The sequence below is a fragment of the Salegentibacter sp. BLCTC genome, from assembly GCF_015143665.1.
Taxonomy (GTDB): Bacteria; Bacteroidota; Bacteroidia; order Flavobacteriales; family Flavobacteriaceae; genus Salegentibacter; species Salegentibacter maritimus.
The window spans coordinates 210,095-229,618 of sequence record NZ_WYEW01000006.1; the positions used below are offsets into that span (position 1 = coordinate 210,095).

At 36.6% G+C, this 19,524-nt stretch carries 20 protein-coding genes; 7 read left to right on the forward strand and 13 right to left on the reverse strand.

Annotation, left to right across the window (positions count from 1 at the left end):
- Both GUB10_RS09035 and GUB10_RS09040 read right to left on the reverse strand, forming a co-directional pair.
- On the reverse strand, positions 1 to 1,371 hold the full coding sequence (locus tag GUB10_RS09035; RefSeq protein ID WP_193711109.1) for an MATE family efflux transporter: 1,371 nt from the start codon (positions 1,369 to 1,371) through the stop codon (positions 1 to 3).
- Between the two features lie 83 nt (positions 1,372 to 1,454).
- A complete protein-coding gene (locus GUB10_RS09040; RefSeq protein ID WP_193711110.1) occupies positions 1,455 to 2,873 on the reverse strand; it encodes a M20/M25/M40 family metallo-hydrolase in 1,419 nt (472 codons plus the stop codon).
- A gap of 354 nt (positions 2,874 to 3,227) precedes the next feature.
- Between GUB10_RS09040 and GUB10_RS09045 the strand changes: the two genes are divergently transcribed.
- Positions 3,228 to 3,752, forward strand: coding sequence for a hypothetical protein (locus GUB10_RS09045; protein ID WP_370591089.1), 525 nt, complete (start codon positions 3,228 to 3,230; stop codon positions 3,750 to 3,752).
- 8 nt (positions 3,753 to 3,760) lie between these two features.
- Here GUB10_RS09045 and GUB10_RS09050 read toward each other — a convergent pair whose 3' ends face one another.
- The 7 genes from GUB10_RS09050 to GUB10_RS09080 all read right to left on the reverse strand — a co-directional run bounded on the left by GUB10_RS09050 (position 3,761) and on the right by GUB10_RS09080 (position 11,120).
- Positions 3,761 to 4,927: a sigma-54 dependent transcriptional regulator gene (locus GUB10_RS09050; protein ID WP_193711112.1), complete on the reverse strand. Its 1,167-nt coding sequence runs from the start codon at positions 4,925 to 4,927 to the stop codon at positions 3,761 to 3,763.
- Position 4,928: 1 nt separating this feature from the next.
- Positions 4,929 to 5,837, reverse strand: coding sequence for a DUF6268 family outer membrane beta-barrel protein (locus GUB10_RS09055; RefSeq protein WP_193711113.1), 909 nt, complete (start codon positions 5,835 to 5,837; stop codon positions 4,929 to 4,931).
- Positions 5,830 to 6,762, reverse strand: coding sequence for a mechanosensitive ion channel family protein (locus GUB10_RS09060; protein ID WP_193711114.1), 933 nt, complete (start codon positions 6,760 to 6,762; stop codon positions 5,830 to 5,832). Before GUB10_RS09060 ends, GUB10_RS09055 begins: the two co-directional genes overlap by 8 nt.
- Positions 6,763 to 6,765: 3 nt before the next feature.
- Positions 6,766 to 8,058 (reverse strand): ABC transporter permease, encoded by a 1,293-nt coding sequence (locus GUB10_RS09065; protein WP_193711115.1) that lies wholly within the window; start codon positions 8,056 to 8,058, stop codon positions 6,766 to 6,768.
- Entirely contained in the window at positions 8,051 to 8,980 is a 930-nt protein-coding gene (locus GUB10_RS09070; RefSeq protein ID WP_193711116.1) for an ABC transporter ATP-binding protein, read from the reverse strand. The genes GUB10_RS09065 and GUB10_RS09070 overlap by 8 nt, the downstream gene beginning before the upstream one ends.
- Before the next feature lie 391 nt (positions 8,981 to 9,371).
- Positions 9,372 to 10,502: a molecular chaperone DnaJ gene (gene dnaJ, locus GUB10_RS09075; protein WP_193711117.1), complete on the reverse strand. Its 1,131-nt coding sequence runs from the start codon at positions 10,500 to 10,502 to the stop codon at positions 9,372 to 9,374.
- Between the two features lie 33 nt (positions 10,503 to 10,535).
- On the reverse strand, positions 10,536 to 11,120 hold the full coding sequence (locus tag GUB10_RS09080) for a nucleotide exchange factor GrpE (RefSeq protein WP_193711118.1): 585 nt from the start codon (positions 11,118 to 11,120) through the stop codon (positions 10,536 to 10,538).
- A gap of 159 nt (positions 11,121 to 11,279) precedes the next feature.
- On the opposite strand from GUB10_RS09080, the gene GUB10_RS09085 reads away from it, so the two are divergent.
- A complete protein-coding gene (locus GUB10_RS09085) occupies positions 11,280 to 11,948 on the forward strand; it encodes a YceI family protein (protein ID WP_193711119.1) in 669 nt (222 codons plus the stop codon).
- A gap of 87 nt (positions 11,949 to 12,035) precedes the next feature.
- Here GUB10_RS09085 and GUB10_RS09090 read toward each other — a convergent pair whose 3' ends face one another.
- The 3 genes from GUB10_RS09090 to GUB10_RS09100 all read right to left on the reverse strand — a co-directional run bounded on the left by GUB10_RS09090 (position 12,036) and on the right by GUB10_RS09100 (position 14,194).
- The gene (locus GUB10_RS09090) at positions 12,036 to 12,941 is read right to left on the reverse strand and encodes a TIGR01777 family oxidoreductase (RefSeq protein ID WP_193711120.1); all 906 of its coding nucleotides are present in this window, start codon (positions 12,939 to 12,941) and stop codon (positions 12,036 to 12,038) included.
- Between the two features lie 70 nt (positions 12,942 to 13,011).
- Positions 13,012 to 13,686 carry a tRNA (5-methylaminomethyl-2-thiouridine)(34)-methyltransferase MnmD gene (gene mnmD / locus GUB10_RS09095; protein WP_193711121.1) on the reverse strand — a complete coding sequence of 225 codons (675 nt, stop codon included), beginning with the start codon at positions 13,684 to 13,686 and terminating at the stop codon, positions 13,012 to 13,014.
- A gap of 1 nt (position 13,687) precedes the next feature.
- A complete protein-coding gene (locus tag GUB10_RS09100; protein ID WP_193711122.1) occupies positions 13,688 to 14,194 on the reverse strand; it encodes a DUF4920 domain-containing protein in 507 nt (168 codons plus the stop codon).
- Positions 14,195 to 14,297: 103 nt separating this feature from the next.
- Here GUB10_RS09100 and GUB10_RS09105 point away from each other — a divergent pair, with 103 nt between their 5' ends.
- A complete protein-coding gene (locus tag GUB10_RS09105) occupies positions 14,298 to 15,365 on the forward strand; it encodes a branched-chain amino acid aminotransferase (RefSeq protein WP_193711123.1) in 1,068 nt (355 codons plus the stop codon).
- Positions 15,366 to 15,544: 179 nt separating this feature from the next.
- Here the strand turns inward: GUB10_RS09105 and GUB10_RS09110 are convergent, their stop codons facing one another.
- Positions 15,545 to 15,931 (reverse strand): nucleoside triphosphate pyrophosphohydrolase family protein, encoded by a 387-nt coding sequence (locus GUB10_RS09110; protein ID WP_193711124.1) that lies wholly within the window; start codon positions 15,929 to 15,931, stop codon positions 15,545 to 15,547.
- A 313-nt stretch (positions 15,932 to 16,244) separates the two neighbouring features.
- Between GUB10_RS09110 and GUB10_RS09115 the strand changes: the two genes are divergently transcribed.
- From GUB10_RS09115 to GUB10_RS09130, 4 genes are all read left to right on the forward strand, one after another.
- Positions 16,245 to 17,276, forward strand: a complete 1,032-nt coding sequence (locus GUB10_RS09115) for a GyrI-like domain-containing protein (protein ID WP_193711125.1) — start codon at positions 16,245 to 16,247, stop codon at positions 17,274 to 17,276.
- Positions 17,277 to 17,282: 6 nt separating this feature from the next.
- On the forward strand, positions 17,283 to 17,657 hold the full coding sequence (gene crcB, locus GUB10_RS09120; protein WP_193711126.1) for a fluoride efflux transporter CrcB: 375 nt from the start codon (positions 17,283 to 17,285) through the stop codon (positions 17,655 to 17,657).
- Positions 17,658 to 17,826: 169 nt separating this feature from the next.
- Positions 17,827 to 18,165 carry a P-II family nitrogen regulator gene (locus GUB10_RS09125; RefSeq protein WP_193711127.1) on the forward strand — a complete coding sequence of 113 codons (339 nt, stop codon included), beginning with the start codon at positions 17,827 to 17,829 and terminating at the stop codon, positions 18,163 to 18,165.
- Between the two features lie 28 nt (positions 18,166 to 18,193).
- Positions 18,194 to 19,435, forward strand: a complete 1,242-nt coding sequence (locus tag GUB10_RS09130) for an ammonium transporter (protein ID WP_193711128.1) — start codon at positions 18,194 to 18,196, stop codon at positions 19,433 to 19,435.
- Positions 19,436 to 19,524: the final 89 nt, after the last annotated feature.

The window sequence follows — 19,524 nt, forward strand, 5'->3', positions numbered from 1 at the left end:
TTATAATTTTGATTGTGCAAGTTCAGACTCTTGCAAAATAAGTTTTTTTGATAAATAGTTGAATCGAATGTACAACATTAATGCCGAAGCCGAGAGTCCCGCCAGGAGTCCCAACCAAATCCCCATACTTCCAAGATTTTCTGCCTTTCCATAATACCATGAGATTGGAAAGCCAATAATCCAATAAGAAATAAAACAAATAAAAGTTGGAATCTTTACATCCTGAAGCCCTCTTAAGGCTCCTAAAATAACAACCTGCAAACCATCACTTAGCTGGAATAAGGCCGCTATAATCAATAATTGAGCTGCCAAAATAATAACTTCTACATCATCAATATAGAACATAGGAAGCCAATCTTTTAGTAAAATAAATCCAAGGGCGAAAACAGCTTCAATTAAAAATACCAATAAAAAAATAGACATCGCTATTCTCCTTAAATCTTTAAAATTCGCCAATCCCTTTTGATTACCTACCCTTATTGTAGCAGTTACACCAAGACCAACGGCTATCATAAAGGTCATAGACGAAAGATTTAGGGCTATTTGGTTTGCAGCCTGTGGGTTTGTACCAAGTAAACCGGCTAAAAACACCGTAGCCGTAAATATCCCCACTTCAAAAAGCATTTGAAGGGCCGTTGGCAAACCAAGATTTAATATCTTTCTAAATATTTCAGAATCTATAGACTCCTTCTTTCCCCATTTAAAATATTCAGAAAATTTCTTTTTTCGCCTCAAAATCTCCCATACAAACCAAAGCATAAAAAAGCGAGATATTAAAGTACCAATAGCGGCACCTTCCAACTCTAATCTAGGAAAGATCCAAATTCCATAAATAAGAAGGTAATTAAATAATACGTTCACCAGGTTAGCGATTATAGTCGCATACATGGCATATTTAGTCTGGGAAAGCCCATCTGCAAATTGCTTAAATGCCTGAAAAATCATTAAAGGAATCATTGAAAAAGCAACTATATTCAGATAGGGAATAGCCAAAGCCACTACCTCTGGCGGCTGATCTAAATAATGCAACACCGGCTTTGCTATTAACAAAGCAACAAACAATAAAACACCATTAATAGTACATAAAATTACGCCGTGATGAAAGTAACTGCGACCTTTTTGAATATCCTGAGCACCATCTGCTTCGGCAATTAAGGGTGTGATGGCGAAAGAAAAGCCAATACCCAGGGAAAGAGCTATAAATACCATGGAATTTCCCAATGAAACTGCAGCGAGTGGCGCAGCTCCCAACTGCCCTATCATTAAATTATCTACCAGGCCTACCAAAACATGACCCAACTGGCCAAGCATTATTGGAAAAGCAATGTGTAGATTTTTACCGAATTCTTTAGTGTAGGCGCTTAATTGCAAAACATAAATTTTGGCCGCAAAGATAGCAGGATTTTATGGCCGCAGAATGTAAAATGACATAAAGAATAAATTAAATTTATTATCTAGAGTTTTTTATCTGTTTCAAGGTCTATATGCCTCATTCCATACTTATCTACCAAGTAAATAAGAGAGGTCATAGTAGCTGCACCTAGCTCCAGTTCCCTTTTATTTACGTGTTCAAAAGTGTCTGTAGCAGCATGATGATGGTCGAAATATCTTTGGGAGTCTGGCCTTAATCCTGCCAGCACAATATCTCCTTTTTTTAATGGACCAATATCGGCACCGCTTCCACCTCTTTCAAAATAATGAATCAAATATGGTTTAAAAAGCGGTTTCCAACTTTCAATTTGAGCAAATTGAGCATCATCGGCTTCAAAGGAAAATCCGCGTGGGGTAAAGCCCCCTGCATCACTTTCAAGAGCAAAAATATGATTCTCATTTTTGCTGTGTGCTATTTCGGCATATTTGTTTCCCCCACGTAAACCGTTTTCTTCATTCATAAAAAGCACCACTCGTATGCTCCTTTTAGGTTTATAACCGGTTTCTTTAAACAAACGTAAAACCTCCATAGATTGTACAACCCCGGCACCATCATCGTGAGAACCATCTCCAAGATCCCAGGAATCCAGGTGACCACCTACTACTATAAATTCTTCAGGAAACTCACTTCCGGTAATTTCGCCTATAACATTGTAAGATTGTACCTCTCCATGGTTTTCTGAACTTAATTTGTAATAAAATTCAAGGTCTTTTTTAAGCTTTAAGATTCCCGAAAGATATTCGGCATCCTTGGTGCTTATGGCAGCAGCCGGAATTCTTTTGTCATTGGGTAAATCTCCGTAACTCATAGAACCGGTATGCGGATATTCATCTATCTTATGACTTAACGAACGAACAATCACTCCTACGGCACCATATTTTGCCGCCGCCTCGGCTCCGGAATAACGCTGATCTACACAACCACCATAAGCTTCAAAAGTTTGAATAAGCTCGGGTTTCATTGGGCGGTTATAGAACACTATTTTACCCTTTATATCGGCTTTATAGTTCTCCAGGTCTTCAATTCCATTTACTTCTAGCACCCTGGCTTTTAGACCTCCGGGACTTGTTGCGACCGATCCTCCAAGTGCCGTAATATTAACTTCAGTAGTCATTCCCGGACCGGTTTGAATATAAGCATGTTCTCGTGCACCACGTGTCCATTTGGGAACCATAACAGGTTGCAACCAAACTTTATCGAGACCAAGATCTTCTAATTCGGCTTTGGTAAACTCTACCGCTCGTTGTGCGTTTAAGGAACCAGATAACCTACCTCCAATACTATTAGAAAGATGGTCTAACCATTTATAGGCCTGCCCTTTTACCAAAGCCGCATTATAAAATTGCCGAATTTTAATGGAATCTTCTTTAACTTTATGGTTTTGGGCAATCAAACTTACACTAAATAGAATGCTGAAGGCGGTTATAATATATCTTCTCATATTAAGTTCTTTAATTTACTAGGTAATCGAGATTTTAATGCGTTGAAATTTATTTTGTTTACTTAATAGCTCACTGGCTTGCGGCGAAGAAAATTAATAAAATAAATCTTCCTTTGGAAGTTATTGTCGAAGCCTATGTTTTTGTTTGATTACTTCACTACATTATCGCAAAAGGATAAACAAAGAATATGCCCAAAATTTAAGAAACTACATTACATTTATACCTGATTTTTATAAGCTTCAAAAAATATAAATTTTATATCTTCGCCGCTAAATTCTAGAGGTTTGAATAAAGCAGAAAAAGAGGAAATTATCACTAAAGTCACCCAGCTTTTAAAAGAAATCCCATCTTCCATGGATATCGTAAAAAAAGGTGGAGACCGGCATAAACGTTTTGAATATCTGGCAACTCATATGGTAGAAAAGGCCATTGAGAAAGACGCCCTTATTATTTCTGAAAACCGCATGGGAATTGCCATTTTATTTAAAACCAGCAAAAATGATGATAATTTCTTAAAGGATATCTGGACGCAAATCAAGCTTGTTTTAAATGTAACCGGAGTAAAAAATGCCTACCGCATTGTTAAAAACCAGAATTATATAAAAAAGCAACGCCCACAAAAAGGGGAGTATCTTTATTGCTGGTTCTGGGGGATTCTGGCCGAGTCTCGTGGAGCTGATACCCAGGTAGGCAAAGAGATGAAAGATGAGTTTTACAGGCAGGCAAAAGAATATCAAATCCCTCTTTATGCCGAAACAAGAATGCGTAAAAATGCACTGGTTTATCAGCGCTTCGGTTTTGAGTTATTTCACGAATGGAAACACCCAAGCGGAGATACTATGTATTTTTTAAGATACACCCCACCTGCAAAAGACTAACCTTTTTTTTAAAACTTACTTCCAAATAAATTTACATCTTCTTCGGTTATTTTATCTCCTCCAAGAATAATTAGCCGTTCTACTACATTGCGCAATTCGCGTATGTTACCTCGCCAATCATAAGCTTTAAGGGTTTTTAAAGCATTTTCCGTAAACTCTTTTTTAGTAGTACCATGCTCTGTAGAGATTTTTTCGTTAAAATAATCTATAAGTAAAGGAATGTCTTCGCGACGTTCGTTTAAGGAAGGCACTTCAATTAAAATTACAGCTAAGCGGTGATAAAGGTCTTCCCTAAATTTCTTTTCTTCAATTTCTTTTTTAAGGTCTTTATTGGTAGCTGCTACTACACGAACATCTACTTTAATATCTTTACCGCTACCAACTCGCGAAATTTTGTTTTCCTGAAGTGCTCGCAATACTTTGGCCTGAGCCGAAAGACTCATATCGCCAATTTCGTCAAGGAAAATTGTACCACCGTTGGCCACTTCAAATTTCCCTGCACGATCTTTATTAGCCGATGTAAAAGCTCCCTTTACATGACCAAAAAGTTCACTTTCTATTAATTCTGAAGGGATAGCAGCACAATTTACTTCTACCATGGGACCCTTGGCCCTATCACTTTTTTGGTGTAACCAATGGGCTACCAACTCTTTACCGGTACCATTTTGCCCCGTAATTAATACACGGGCATCGGTAGGAGCCACCTTTTCTATTACCTCCTTAATACGTTGAATCTCTTCTGATTCGCCTATCATTTGAAAATTCTTACCAACCTTTTTCTTTAGACGGGTATTCTCTACTACCAGCTCTTTGCGGTCTAGAGCATTTCTTACTGTATTTAATAAGCGATTAAGGTCTGGTGGTTTCGATATATAATCAAAAGCGCCCATTTTCATGGTATTTACTGCGGTTTCCAGGTCTCCGTGACCAGAGATCATCACCACCGGAACTTCGGGCTTAATTTTCATGATTGCCTCCAGCACTTCTACTCCATCCATTTTTGGCATTTTGATATCACAAAGTACCAAATCAAAATCCTGATCTTTTATTTTTTCAATTCCTTCAAGGCCGTCTGCAGCTTCTTCTACTTTATAGTCCTGATTTTCTTCAGTAAGAATTTTCACTAAAACCCTTCGTATTGCAGCTTCGTCCTCAATTAATAAAATATTTGCCATATTATAAAATACTAAATTTTAAACCACTACGTGCATAGAATGTATTGGTGTCGTCTATTGTATATAAATCTTCCCGGTCTTTATCCCGCAATCGAATATCGTTCATTACAGTATAACCGGCATATAAATAAAATGAAATATTATCGGTAAAATTGTACTGATATCCCAGGCCGCTTAATACTATGGTCATAGACATACTCTCAGCAAGCCGGTTGGAGTTAGGGTTTGTTTGCGGATACGGGTTAAAGTTTTTTTGAAGGTTGGAGAAAAAACCGTCTAGAGTAACAAAGCCCTGCACCTGGTGCTTTTCATTAAAATAATGTATTAAGTTGGTTTTTGGAATACCAAGGGCATAAGACCATTTTTCATCAAAACGTTTATAGTAATTTATCACAGGCAAAGGGAAAGGAAATCCTGTGGTAGTAGAATAACTTAGCCCCAAAATTAAACGCCAGGGTTCTATATAACGTTCATCTTCTTTTATTTTAATAAAATACACAGAGCCTGTATAAATAAAATCGTCTCTAACCATCTCATTGGTTGTAAAGTTAGAAGCAACTTTCACCCCAGTCTCAACGCCAAAACGCCATATGTTGTTCATTTTAAAAGTATAGCCTATTTTACCGGTAAAAGATTGAAAGCGATCCAGGTTATTTGTTGAAAAAGCTTCGTTGTTTTTATACTTAAAGTTTACGTTTCTATATTCTACCCCAGGTATCAAATAAGCATCGTTTTCATTAAGTTTTATCGGAAAATTTACAAATGTCCTAAACCTCCTAAATGAATTATCGGAATCAGATTGAGGGAAATAAGTGTATTCTATCCTGGCTAAATCTGTAGTTTGTGAAAAAGCCGGAAACGTTACCGCCCCCAGTAAAAAAAAAGCTGTAAGGATAAAAATTTTATTCATTCTTTGCTAAGTTTTGGGTATAAGCTTTATTAGGGTAGAAATGTACATCTCGCTGTGGAAAAGGAATGCTAATATTATTCCTCCTAAATTCTTCATCTATTTTAAACCTAAGCAGACTCTTTATTTTAGGGTCTACAAAGCTATCTGTCACATAAAAATGTAGGGAAAAGTTAAGAGACGAATCTCCGAAAGTATCAAAAAGCACAAAAGGCTCCGGACTTTCCATAACATCTTTATTTTCCCGCGCACACTTCAATAAAATATCTTCAACTTTTTTTGTATCGCTTCCGTAGGCAACCCCCACACTAACAGACTCCCGGGTAGTTTTATGATTTTGTGTATAATTAAAAATCACATCACTCATAAATTTATGATTTGGTATAATCATCACCTTATCGTCTCGTGTTAAAGCCCGGGTGGTTCTAAGCTTTATTTCAAAAACCCTACCTACTCTACCTTCCATTTCAATAACATCGCCTACTAAAAGAGATTTATCTAAAATAATAAAAACTCCTCCAATAACATCCTGAAACAATTCCTGTAAAGCTAAACCTATACCTACAAAAAGTGCAGCCGATGCTGTTAAGATTATGGTAATATTTATACCTGCTGAACTTAAGGTAACCAGTATCACTACCAAGTAGACAATGTATTTAATAAATTTAAAAATGCTTATAAACTTAAGCTTGTCTGTCTCCTGAAGCTTATCGGTAATAAAAGACCTTATTAACCTTAGCACAATACTGGTAATTACGAAAGCGAAAATTACCAATAAGATATTTCCTATGGTAATGTTCACCGTATTTTCACCGGTTTCTATAGGAAAAAGCACAAAATTCCAAAACTCTATGAGGTTACCCCATATATCTTTTTCAACAACTTCTTTTATAACTTCTGTAGCTTCCGGGTTTTCCTGGTCCTGCATCTTTTAGTATTTAAGCCATTTAAATAATTCTTTGTAACTCGCTTTTTTACCATACATAAGAATTCCCACCCTATATATTTTGGCAGCCAACCAAACTACCGCAAAATTGGTTACAATTAAAATCGCAATTGAAATTGCTAATTCCCACCAGGGAACCCCAAATGGAATACGCATCAACATTACGATGGGCGAAGTGAGCGGAATCATAGAAAAAATAGTAGAAATGCTGCCATGCGGATTTTCTATTACCGAAAAGAAGCCCACATAAATCCCTAGCATTAATGGCAAAATAACCGGAAACATAAATTGCTGGGTATCGGTCTCACTATCTACCGCCGCTCCAATTGCAGCATAAATTGCACTATATAAAAAATAGCCACCAATAAAATAAATAAGAAAAAATATTACCAGACTTAAAATTGGTAAATTAAGAATATCTACCATCAACTGAGCTATCTCGGGTTGCGCTATTTGTTCAACCGTCTCTAATTGGGATTTCTGAACTGTAAATACATCTATTCCCAAAATGTAAAATGACAGGCTTGCCAACACACCGGCCAAAAGCACCCAAATACTAAATTGGGTAATCCCGGCCAGGGAAGTCCCCAGTACTTTGCCCAGCATAAGCTGTATTGGTTTTACCGAAGAAACTATAATCTCAATAATTCTATTGGTCTTTTCTTCAATAACACTACGCATCACCATATTTCCATAAATGATAATAAACATCATCAATAAATAACCTGCAGCACCCCCAAAGAACATTTTAATATAATTAGACATTTTAGAAGTTTGTTCTCCCGAAAAATTCTGGATTTCAATTCTAACCTCTGTCCTGGCATTGTTCAACTGGTCTACATCAATACCTCTCTCTATAAGTTCTTTTCGGGTTAACCTATCGGCAATGGTTTTCTCTATAGCCTGTATAGTCCCTAAACCGGGCGATTCATTCCCAAAAAACTGAATACCTTCAAGATCTTTCCCAATATTTGAAGGAATATAAATGAGGCCGTAATACTCCTGCTCATTCACCATTTTTTTTGCCTCTTCTAAAGATTTACCCGATAAATCTAAATATTGTACTTCCTTTTGGTCTTTAAATTCTGAAGTAAACATTTGGGTCTCATCGTACAATCCAATAATGCGCTGTTCACTACTATTAAGCATACTTAAATAAGCTATTAATGCAAACATCCCTATCAATATAAGCGGGCTCAGGAAAGTCATAATTATAAAGGTCTTATTCCTTACCCTTGCCAGGTATTCGCGTTGAATTATTAGCTTTAGGTTACGCATTTTGAGTGACCGTTTTAATGAATATATCGTTTACTGAAGGAATAACTTCTACGAAATGATTTACACGGGCCTTTCCTATAAGGTACTCCAATAACTGGTTTGGTGTTTCCCGGTTATTTAACTGAATTGTTACTTTAAGATCGTCGTTTATGCTCTTAAAGTTTGTATTTCCGACTACAAATTTCTCTTTCAAATCATTTAAAAGCACCATATTATTTTCAGACTCCAGGCCTACCTCGTAAGTATTGGACTTATAGGCTCGTTTAATCTCTGAAACCTTACCATCTAACAATTTATTTGCTTGATGAATTAAAGCCATATAATCGCACAACTCTTCTACACTATCCATACGATGTGTGGAAAAAAGTATTGTTGCACCCTCCTCTTTTAACTGAAGGATTTCATTTTTAATTAAACCGGCATTTACAGGATCGAAGCCACTAAATGGCTCATCAAAAATCAACAATTTAGGTTGATGTAAAACCGTAATAATAAACTGTATTTTTTGTGCCATCCCTTTAGAAAGCTCCTGAATTTTTTTGTTCCACCAGCCTTCAATTTGTAATCTATCAAACCAATACTTTAGACGCTCTTCGGCTTCCGTTTTAGAAAGTCCCTTTAACCGGGCAAGATAAAGTGCCTGCTCACCAACTCTCATAGATTTGTAAAGTCCGCGTTCTTCGGGCAGGTAACCTATATGCGCTACATCCCCGGGTTGCAAAGGTTTACCGTCTAAATAAACCTGCCCTCTATCTGGCATGGTAATTTGGTTAATTATTCTAAGAAGTGTAGTTTTTCCTGCGCCATTTGGGCCTAAAAGACCAAATATACTACCGCGTGGAATAGCTATTGAAACATTATTTAGTGCAGTAAAATTGCCAAATTGCTTATAGATATTTTCTGCGACTAAGAGGTTTTTCATATAGAAAATTGATATAAATAAATTGCTCGTTACAAGACTTATAGAAGGCTAAGGTTAAGAAACCCCAACCATAGCTTTGAATTAAAGTGTTTTACACTTGTTTATGGGGTGAACTAGCCAACAGCATGCTCACAAGATATTCTTCCGAAAAATTGTTTAATCTTCGAGACAAGCCTCAGGGCGTTTTAAGCTCGATTATCGAGTAAATATATTGAAATAGCTTGAGAGATGTTTTAGATTAAGAAAAAATTTGCTTTTCTAACTGCCCAAAAACAGAAAACCCACCCTTAAATAATTAAGGATGGGAAAAAAATTGCTATGAAAAAGAAAAATTATCACTAAAAGACTTAGTGATAATCAAATATATAAATTTTTTCTTAAAAGCGAGGTTCTAAGAAAACATATCTTTTACTTTCTCAAAAAATGATTTGTCACTTTTCTCTGGGTTAGGCCTGAAATTATCATCTTCTGCCATTCTTTCAAAGAAATCGCGCTGTTCTTTATTAATATTTTTAGGTGTCCATACATTTACATGTACCAGTAAATCTCCTTTTCCGTAACCATTAAGACTTCCTATACCTTTTCCTCTAAGCCTAAGAATTTTTCCAGATTGTACACCTTCTTCAATCTTTATTCTCACTTTTCCTGTCACGGTATCTATTTCCCTTGAAGATCCTAGCACAGCTTCCGATAAGCTAATGTATAAATCGTAATGAAGGTTATCGCCTTCCCTTTTTAGACTATGATGCTCTTTCTCTTCTATGGCCACAAGTAAATCGCCGGCAATTCCATTTCCGGGCGCCTCATTTCCTTTTCCGGAAACTTTTAGCTGCATACCATCTTCAACTCCTGAAGGAATTTTAATAGATACTGTTTCTTCTTTTTGTACCAAACCATGCGCATCTGCTTCAGGTGGCCTCTTATCTATTATTTGTCCAGAACCACTACAAGCGGTACAAGGAGAAGCCGTTTGCATTCTACCCAAAATAGTATTGGTAACACGTGTTACCTGCCCGGTACCTTTACAGGTAGTACAGGTTTTATAAGTAGTACCGGGAGCCTGAACCTTCCGTTTTACTTTTATCTTTTTCTCGGCACCTTTCGCTATTTCTTCCAGTGTAAGGCTTACCCTTATTCTTAGATTACTTCCTTTTGCACGCCTTTGGCCACCACCAAAGCCGCCACCAAAACCAGAAAAGCCACCGCCTCCGCTAAAGCCGCCACCAAAGATATCTCCAAACTGGCTGAATATATCGTCCATATCCATGCCGCCAAAGCCACCGCCACCACCGGCGCCACCTTCAAATGCCTGATGACCAAACCTGTCGTAACGGGCACGTTTATCTTCGTTGCTTAGTACTTCGTATGCTTCAGCCGATTTTTTAAATTTCTCTTCAGCCTCACTATCTCCCGGATTTTTATCTGGGTGATATTTAATGGCCATCTTTCGGTATGCCTTTTTAATTTCGGCAGTAGAAGCTCCTTTACTTATGCCTAATATGTCGTAATAATCTTCTTTCATGGTCTCGTTTTGCGAATTCTAAAAAAAGCTGTTTTATTTCCCGGTTACTACCTTAGGATATCTAATAATGCGTTCCCCAAGTTTATAACCTCTTTCTACTACATCAACTATCTTGCCTTTAAGTTTATCTTTAGGCGCAGGTATTTGGGTAATGGCCTCGTGAAGCTCAGAATCAAAAGTATCTCCCTCTTTCACTAGCATAGGCTCAAGACCTTTACTCTTAAGGGTTTCCTTTAGCTTATTATGAATAAGTTCTACCCCATGAACCAAATTTTCATCTCCCTGTTTACGAAGCTCATTTAAAGCCCTGTCAAAATCATCCAGAACTGGCAACATGGCGGTCATTACTTCCTGATTGGCAGTTTTAAATAACTCTAATCGCTCTTTTGAAGTTCTTCTTTTATAGTTTTCAAATTCAGCAAAAAGCCTTAAAAACTTATCTTTTTCCTTTTTGAGATCTTCTTTTAATTTTTCTTCCTCAGTAAGTTCAGGCGTTTCCTCTTTCACTTCCTTCTTTCCTTCTTCATTTTCAACTTCTTCTATAGCCTCATCTATAACGTCTTCTACTTGATCTTTTACAGGTTTATCCTGTAGTTCTTCATTTTTATTCTTGCTCATTTTTTCTTGCATTTTAATATATGCACAACGAGTCAAAATCATTGCCAATAATGATTCGGTGTCAAAATGTCATTATTACTATTTAATATTTTTTTAGCATTAAGCTTTTTCTAGTTTATGTAATTTCGCAACCTAAATAAAAACCAAATTTCTAACACAATGAAAAAATCAATTTTAAGCACTTTAATGATTGCAGCTTTTTTAACTGTAGTTGTAGGGTGTAAAAACGATAAAAATAAAGCAGAAACTTCTGATGCTAAAGATGCCGCCACTGCGCAGGCAGAAGCTATGGAGTTTAAAGTAGACACCGCAGCCTCTATCATTGAATGGAAAGGAAGCAAGCCAACCAATACACATACCGGGACTATAAAATTTACCGAAGGTACTTTTAGCGCTAATGATAGTATTATTGAAAGTGGAAGTTTTGTTATTGATATGCTATCTATTAACGTTACCGATCTTGAAGGAAAGGATAAAAAAGATCTTGAAGCTCACTTAATGGGAACGGTAGAAGGTAAAGAAGGTGATTTTTTTAATGCTCCTAAATACCCGGAAGCTACCTTTGAAGTAACCGGAATTACTGAAAAAGAAGGTGAAAAACTTTTATCGGGCAATCTTACCATTAAGGATAAAACTAAAAATATTACTTTTCCGGTTAGCATAAGCCAGTCTAAAAATAGTATCGAAATTAGCAGTGAAGAGTTTAGTATAGATAGAACCAACTGGAATGTAAACTTTGGATCTAAATCTGTTTTTGACGGATTAGGAGATAATTTTGTAAGTGATGATATCATTTTAAAAATTAACCTAAAAGCTAATAAAGCTTAATATGGTTCACATCTTTTGAAATAGAAAAAAGGCTGTCGATTTTTTTTTGACAGCTTTTTTTTTATTCCTATTTCCATAAGTATTTTATTAGGCCAATAAATCTTCCAGCGCTTTGGCAAGGTTTACATATTTAAAATTATACCCCTCCTGCTCTATCTTGTCACTACTCACCAACTGGCTGGATAACACAAGGTGAGACATTTCTCCTAAAACAAGTTTAAGGGCTATTTTTGGAACATTTGGCAACCAAACCGGTTTCCCCATTTTTGAAGCTACCTCGTTCACTAATTCTTTATTAGTTACAGGATTGGGGGCCACAGCATTATAAATTCCGTTTAATTGGTTTTCTAAAGCAAACATAAAAATACCGCTAATATCGTCTATATGAATCCAGGACTGCCATTGTTTCCCACTACCAAGTGGTGAACCTACATTAAAATTCACAGGCTCTTTGAGTTTTTGTAACATTCCTCCATTTTGCGCAAGTACAAGGCCAACTCTAATCTTGGCAACCTCCAGCCCCAAATCCTTAAAATTATCTACGGCCTCTTCCCATTTTACTACGACCTCGCCTACAAAAGAGTCGTCTACACCTTTATCTTCTTCGGTATATAATTTTTCTAAAGAACTGGGGTAAATTCCAATAGCGCTAGCAGAAACCAGGTATTTCACCTGGTGCTTGTTTTCCTGTAAGCATTTGTAGAGTAGATTTGCTGTTTCGGTTCGGCTTTTTAGAATAGTTTTTTTCTGTTCCGGTGTCCAGCGTTCAGCAATACTGGCACCTACCAAATTAATAATAGCATCAACACCTTTTATGGCATCACTATCAATTTCATTATTATTTGGATCCCAGAAAAAACCCTTATAATTTTCTTTACTTTCTAACTTTTCTTTGCTGGTAGAAAGATAGTAAACCTCTATTCCTTTATCCAGGCATAACTGACTAATTTTAGATCCAATTAAGCCAGTAGCCCCTGTAATTAGTACACGCATTTTTCTTTACAAGATAACAACAAGAATAAACCTTAGCTAAATATTACCACCTATTTAACAGGAATATTCGCTAGTTTTTTAAAGCTCTTAACATTTCACGCTTACCTGGCGGGCCCGGAAGCCTTTCAACTATAAATCCTGCCGTTTGCATAGCCCTTCTCACACTTCCCTTTGCCGAATAAGTTACCAATACACTATTTTTTTTCATAGCGGCAAACATTTTAGCGAAAATTTCTTCTGTCCAAAGTTCTGGTTGAACCCTGGCTCCAAAAGCATCAAAAAACACCAAATCATACTTATCACAATCTTCAATTTCCTCAAAACGCTTTTGCTGTTTTTCAAGCTGAAAAGATTCGGAAATAGTCGCTACCTCATTCCACAATATTTCATGCATTTTATGAAATGAATGCAACTGGTTTTCTGCGGAAAGCATCTCGGCGTAATTCAAGGCAGCTATTTCATTCTTAGCTACGGGATAGGCTTCTACTCCTGTATAATTTATATTTAGCTTAAGCTTTTTAGCTTCCAAAAAAGTGATAAATGCATTAAGGCCGGTACCAAAACCTATTTCTAATATAGAAAGTTTATTCTCCTTATTTGAGCCAACCCAATATTGCAACCCCATTTTTATAAAAACGTGTTGTGCTTCCTGTATGGCTCCATGTTTAGAGTGGTATTGCTCATCCCACTCGCTTAAATGTATGGTAACCGACCCATCGCCGGTTTTTATTATTTTTCTTTCCACTTTATTGTTTTAGAAGTACCGCATTAGCTACAAAAGCCCTGGAGCTTTTTGGTGAAGTAATCGCAGCTATTTCTGCTTCAGACTTTCCCTCATCTTCTGCATAATGCTTTTGATCTTCAACCGACATTTCATTTAAAAAAGCTTTCCCTTTAACGATTACCTCAGTGTTTTCAATATTTTTTGGAACAAAAAAGCCGTAATCTTTAAAAGTTACCCTTACATCATTTTGTTCGGGAAGCTCTACCACCATCCAACAGCCCTTCTTTTTACAAACGCTCTTTATTTTTGATGCAAATTTAATCTCCAGAGTGTCTCCGGGTTTTAATGAAGTATACCTTTCCAGGGCCTCAGCATTCGTTAGGCTGTTTTCAGGTGAAATCTTTTCTCCGTAAGAATTGTAAGAAACAGGAGTTGATTGATCTAAAACCTCAACTTCTGTTTTAGATTTTTCTCCTTTACAGGCTATAAAAATTAACGATAAACCAAGGAGGAACACAATTTTTCTCATATTATTATATTTAGTTAAAACACTGTAGGCAAACAAATTTACCAAAACTTTAGATTTTGATTCTGTTTTAATTTAGGTAAATTTGTGTGCTAAATTAATGATAATGGAATACGATACTAACCAGCTTGAAATAAACAAAGTCCAAAAGTCTAAAATTGAAGAAGTAAATTTTGACAACCTGGTTTTTGGCGAAATTTTCACAGATCATATGTTTGAATGTGATTATGATAATGGCCAATGGCAAACCCCTAAAATTAGACCTTATGGTTCCATAGAAATGGATCCATCGGCAAAAGTATTTCATTATGGGCAGGCTGTTTTTGAAGGAATGAAGGCTTATAAAGATGAAGACGATCAAATTTGGCTTTTTAGACCGGAAGAAAATTTTAAAAGGATCAACAAATCCAGCGCAAGGTTAGCTATTCCGGAGTTTCCGAAAGAATTTTTCTTTAGCGGGCTGGAAGAATTGTTAAAATTAGATAAAGCCTGGATTAAAAATGGATTTGGAAACTCATTGTACATTCGCCCGTTTGTTATTGCTACCGAGGAGGGCGTTTCTGCAAACCCGTCAACCAAATATAAGTTTATGATTATTTGTTCCCCGGCACAAGCCTATTACAGTGGCGAAGTAAGGGTTCAATTTTCAGAGAAATATAGTCGTGCTGCCAATGGTGGGGTCGGTGCCGCAAAAGCTGCCGGAAATTATGCCGCGCAATTTTACCCAACCAATCTTGCTAAAGAGGCCGGTTTTCAACAAATAATTTGGACCGATGCCAATACCCACGAATTCCTGGAAGAAGCAGGAACAATGAATATTTTCTTTAGAATTGGCGACAAACTAATTACCGCGCCTACAAGTGATAGGATTTTAGATGGAGTTACCCGAAAAAGTGTCATAGACCTGGCTAAAGATCTTAATATTGAAGTAGAAATAAGAAAAGTAAAAGTTTCTGAAATTGTAGAGGCGGCAAGAAATGGTGAGTTAAAGGAAATTTTTGGTTCTGGTACCGCAACGGTAATCAATCCTATTTCTGGCTTTGGATATAAAGACGAAAAGTTTGAACTTCCCGAGCTGGAAGATTCTTACGGAAAGTCATTTAAAGATCAGCTAATGAAAATTCAATACAACCAGGCCGAAGACAGACATGGTTGGAGATATTTGGTAAAGTAAAATACCGGTATTTTCACAAAAAACAAAGAAGCTGTCTGAAAAGGTCTTAAAACCGTCACTTGAATTTATTTCAAAATCTAAGGTGTTGGTAATTAAAAACATGTTAGAAGTTGAAAAAAGTTCAGCTTGACAAGAATAGACTTTTCAGACAGCCTCTTTTTAATGGAATTAAAATTATCTTAATCTTTAAGTACTTTGGCTATATTAGGCTTTACATAGCCCGGCCCTTTAATTACTTTCCCGCTTTCATTATATAATGGTTTTCCGTCTTTATCAAGCTTGCTCATATTACTTGCCTGTATTTCATTAAAAATTGCTTCAATTTTGTGTTCTAAACCGTGTTCTATAATAGTTCCGTACAAAACATATAACATATCACCCAGGGCATCGGCCACTTCCGTAAGGTCTCCCCTATTCACAGCCTCAAGGTATTCTTCGTTTTCCTCTTTCATTAACTCGTAACGTAAACGGTTCTTGCCTTTACCCAGGGAGGCTCTCGGTTCTTCAGAAATGCCTAATTTAAAGACCTTGTGAAATTGCTTTACTGCAGAGAGTCCTTTCTTCATTTTAATAAATTTTAAATCGATTATAGATTAAGCCTAAAACCTTAACTTTGCATAAAAGTATATAAAAATGTTTAGCACCGGCCAACTCGTTTTCGCAGGCTTATTTATAGTTGTTTTTGTAATTGTTATTACACTTAGTTACAAAAAAGATACTTTATTACACAAAAAGCAATATAAAGGAAGTATGTGGGTACTTGTAGCTTTTCTTGCTTTTATAGGTTTACTGTTTATACTCAAAACATTTTTGAATCCCTAAATACCTTATTTACAAAATATTGTTAAAATAAGTATCTTCGTTACTAAACCAACTCCTATGAAAATTTTAAAATACCTTTTCTTTCTCCTATTGATAGTAATTATTGCAGGATCCATTTATATAGCCACAAAAGATGGAAATTATCAAATTGAAGAAACTAAAGTAATTACCGCTCCGGTAGAAATGGTTTTCCAGGAAGTAAATGAACTTAAAAACTGGGAAAACTGGGAACCATGGTCTACTGAAAACGATGATATGATTATTGAATATGGAGCAAAAACCAGTGGTGACAGCGCCAGTTATTCCTGGAAAAGTGAAGCTGCCGGCGATGGTGAGATAAAAACCATTTCTGCTAAGCCCTATGCTGAAATTGAACAGGAACTTGTTTTAAAAACACCTTTCGGAGAATCTAAAAGCCAGATATACTGGGAGTTCAATGAAATTAAAGATGGAACTGAAATTATTTGGGGAATAAAAGGGCAACAAAGTTTTATGGAAAAACTGGCCTTTGTTTTTCAGGAACAAAGTATAACCGAAATGATGCGCCCAAAATTTCAGGAGGGACTTAACAATATAGAAAACGTAATCTTAAATAAAATGGACACTTATACCATTAATGTAGATGGCGTTATTCAGCATGGTGGTGGTTATTATATGTATACCACTACGGCAAGTAAAATTAGTCAAATAGACAAAAAGATGACATCTATGTTTAGTGAAGTTTCTGGCTATATGGATAAAAATGAAATTGAGAAAAGCGGCAATCCTTTTATACTTTATAATCAATGGAACGAAACTGCAGGAACAGCCATTTTTTCGGCGGGAATATTTACCCCCAGTGAAGTTATCACTCCGGCCAATAGTGAAATTCTAACAGGGCTAATGCCTAATCAAAAGGTTCTAAAAACCACCTTAAAAGGGGATTATAAGAATCTTAAAGAAGCCTGGAACACTGCCTATAATTATATACAGGCCAATGAACTTGAAGTAGCCGAAGATGCCAATAATTTTGAGGTTTACTTAACTTCGCCCGAAGAGGTTGCTAATCCGGCTAAATGGATTACCCATCTTTATATTCCAATAAAATAAACCTCTATGTTTAAACAGCTATTATTGATTTTTGTAGGTGGTGGCCTGGGTAGTGCATTGCGATATCTAATCAGTAAAAGTTTAAATTCTGAGCGTTTTTTTATACCCTATGGTACTTTTACCGCAAATATCCTTGGTAGTTTATTACTTGGTTTAGTGCTGGGCTATGCCGCAAAACATAATTTCCTTAATTCGAATACCGTTCTATTTCTTGCCGTGGGTTTTTGCGGGGGCTTCACTACCTTCTCTACCTTTGTCTTTGAAAATCAATCGCTGTTGCGGTCGGGAGATTATCTAAATTTCTTTTTTTATGCCTTTGGAAGTATAATTATTGGAATTTTAGCTGTTATTCTAGGTCTTTTCCTTGTGAAACTCTCTTAACATACTCAAAAATTTTACAAACTACATAATTTTACGACTTTTCAAAAAACAACCCCTAATTTTATAGGGGTTGTTTTTAAATATTCAATATAAATTAACCAATACCCCCTATTTTTTTACATTAAAACCGATATTTTTATACTTTTATACAAACTAAAAGTAGATTTGTATGAAGAAAATAGAGGCAATAATTAGAAAGTCTAAATTTGATGAAGTTAAGAAAGCTCTCCACGAAACCGAAGTAATTTTTTTTACATATTGGGATGTTACCGGGGTAGGTAACGAAAAGCAAGGTCACGTTTATCGCGGCGTATCTTACAGCACCAGTGATATTCAACGACGCAAAATCTCTTTAGTAGTATCAAACCATAATGTAAAAAGAACGGTAGAAACCATCTTAAAAGTTGCATACACCGGCTCTGTGGGAGATGGGAAGATTTTTGTAAGTCCGGTGGAAGAAGCCTACCGTATAAGAACTAAAGAAAAAGGAACCGATTCGCTTTCCTAAATATCAACTCATTAAAAAATTTATCCTTATGGAATTACTTACTACTAACAATGTTTGGATGATGGTATGCACCGTCCTGGTATTTTTTATGCATTTAGGCTTTTCTCTTCTTGAGGTAGGACTAACCAGGCAAAAAAATGCCATTAACATTCTATTTAAAAATGTTTTTATTATTTGCGCGGGCTTATTAACTTATGCTATACTTGGATTTAACCTTATGTATCCAGGCTCATTTTTAGCCGGTATTATTCCCGATCATTTCTTTGACCTATTTGGGTTAAACGCCCCGATAACAGATGGTGCTTTAGATCTCACCTATAACAATGGGTATACCTACTGGACAGACTTCCTTTTCCAGGGCATGTTCGCAGCGACGGCAGCAACTATAGTTTCCGGGGCAGTGGCTGAAAGAATTAAGCTGGGAAGTTTTATGCTTTTCTCTATAATCTATATTGCCATTATTTATCCTATTATAGGTTCCTGGAAATGGGGTGGCGGATTTTTAGACGAAATTGGTTTTTACGATTTCGCCGGTTCCAGTCTGGTACATTCTGTAGGTGGATGGGGGGCCTTAATAGCTATTTACCTATTGGGTGCTCGTTTAGGTAAGTTTGGAAAAGATGGCCGGTCTCACGCCATTCCCGGACATAATATTCCTTTGGCAACGGCAGGTGTATTCATTCTATGGTTAGGTTGGTTTGGGTTTAATGGAGGCTCTGTCCTTTCAGCCGATCCTTCCCTAACCTCTATTACCCTTGTAACCACTTGTCTTGCTGCTGCATCTGGTGGGCTTGCTGCTTTTTTAGTTTCTACCATAGCTTATAAAAACTACGACCTAACCATGTTCCTAAACGGAATTTTAGGTGGGTTGGTTGCTATAACTGCCGGTGCAGATCTTATGTCTCCGCTAGAAGCTGTACTTATTGGCTTGATAGCCGGAGGAGTTATTGTATTTGGAGTTTCCTTAATCGATAAACTTAAACTGGATGATCCTGTTGGTGCGGTAGCCGTTCACCTTGCGTGCGGAATTTGGGGTACGCTTGCCGTAGGAATCTTCGGAGCCCTGGCCGGTTTTGACCAGTTTCTTACCCAGCTAACAGGTGTGGGCATTATTGGTGCTTTTTCCTGTATTTCTGCTTATGTAATTCTCTCGGTTATTAAATCTACAATGGGACTAAGAATGGAAGAAAAAGAAGAAACCGAAGGTCTTGACACTCATGAACACGGCATGAATGCCTATGCTGAATTTAGAACAGCGCAGAACAGATAAATAAATTACCTCGGCGCAAGTACACGAGGCATTCGTTAAAAACAAATTTTTAATTTTGAGGCAAGCCTAGGGGTATTACATCCTTAGGC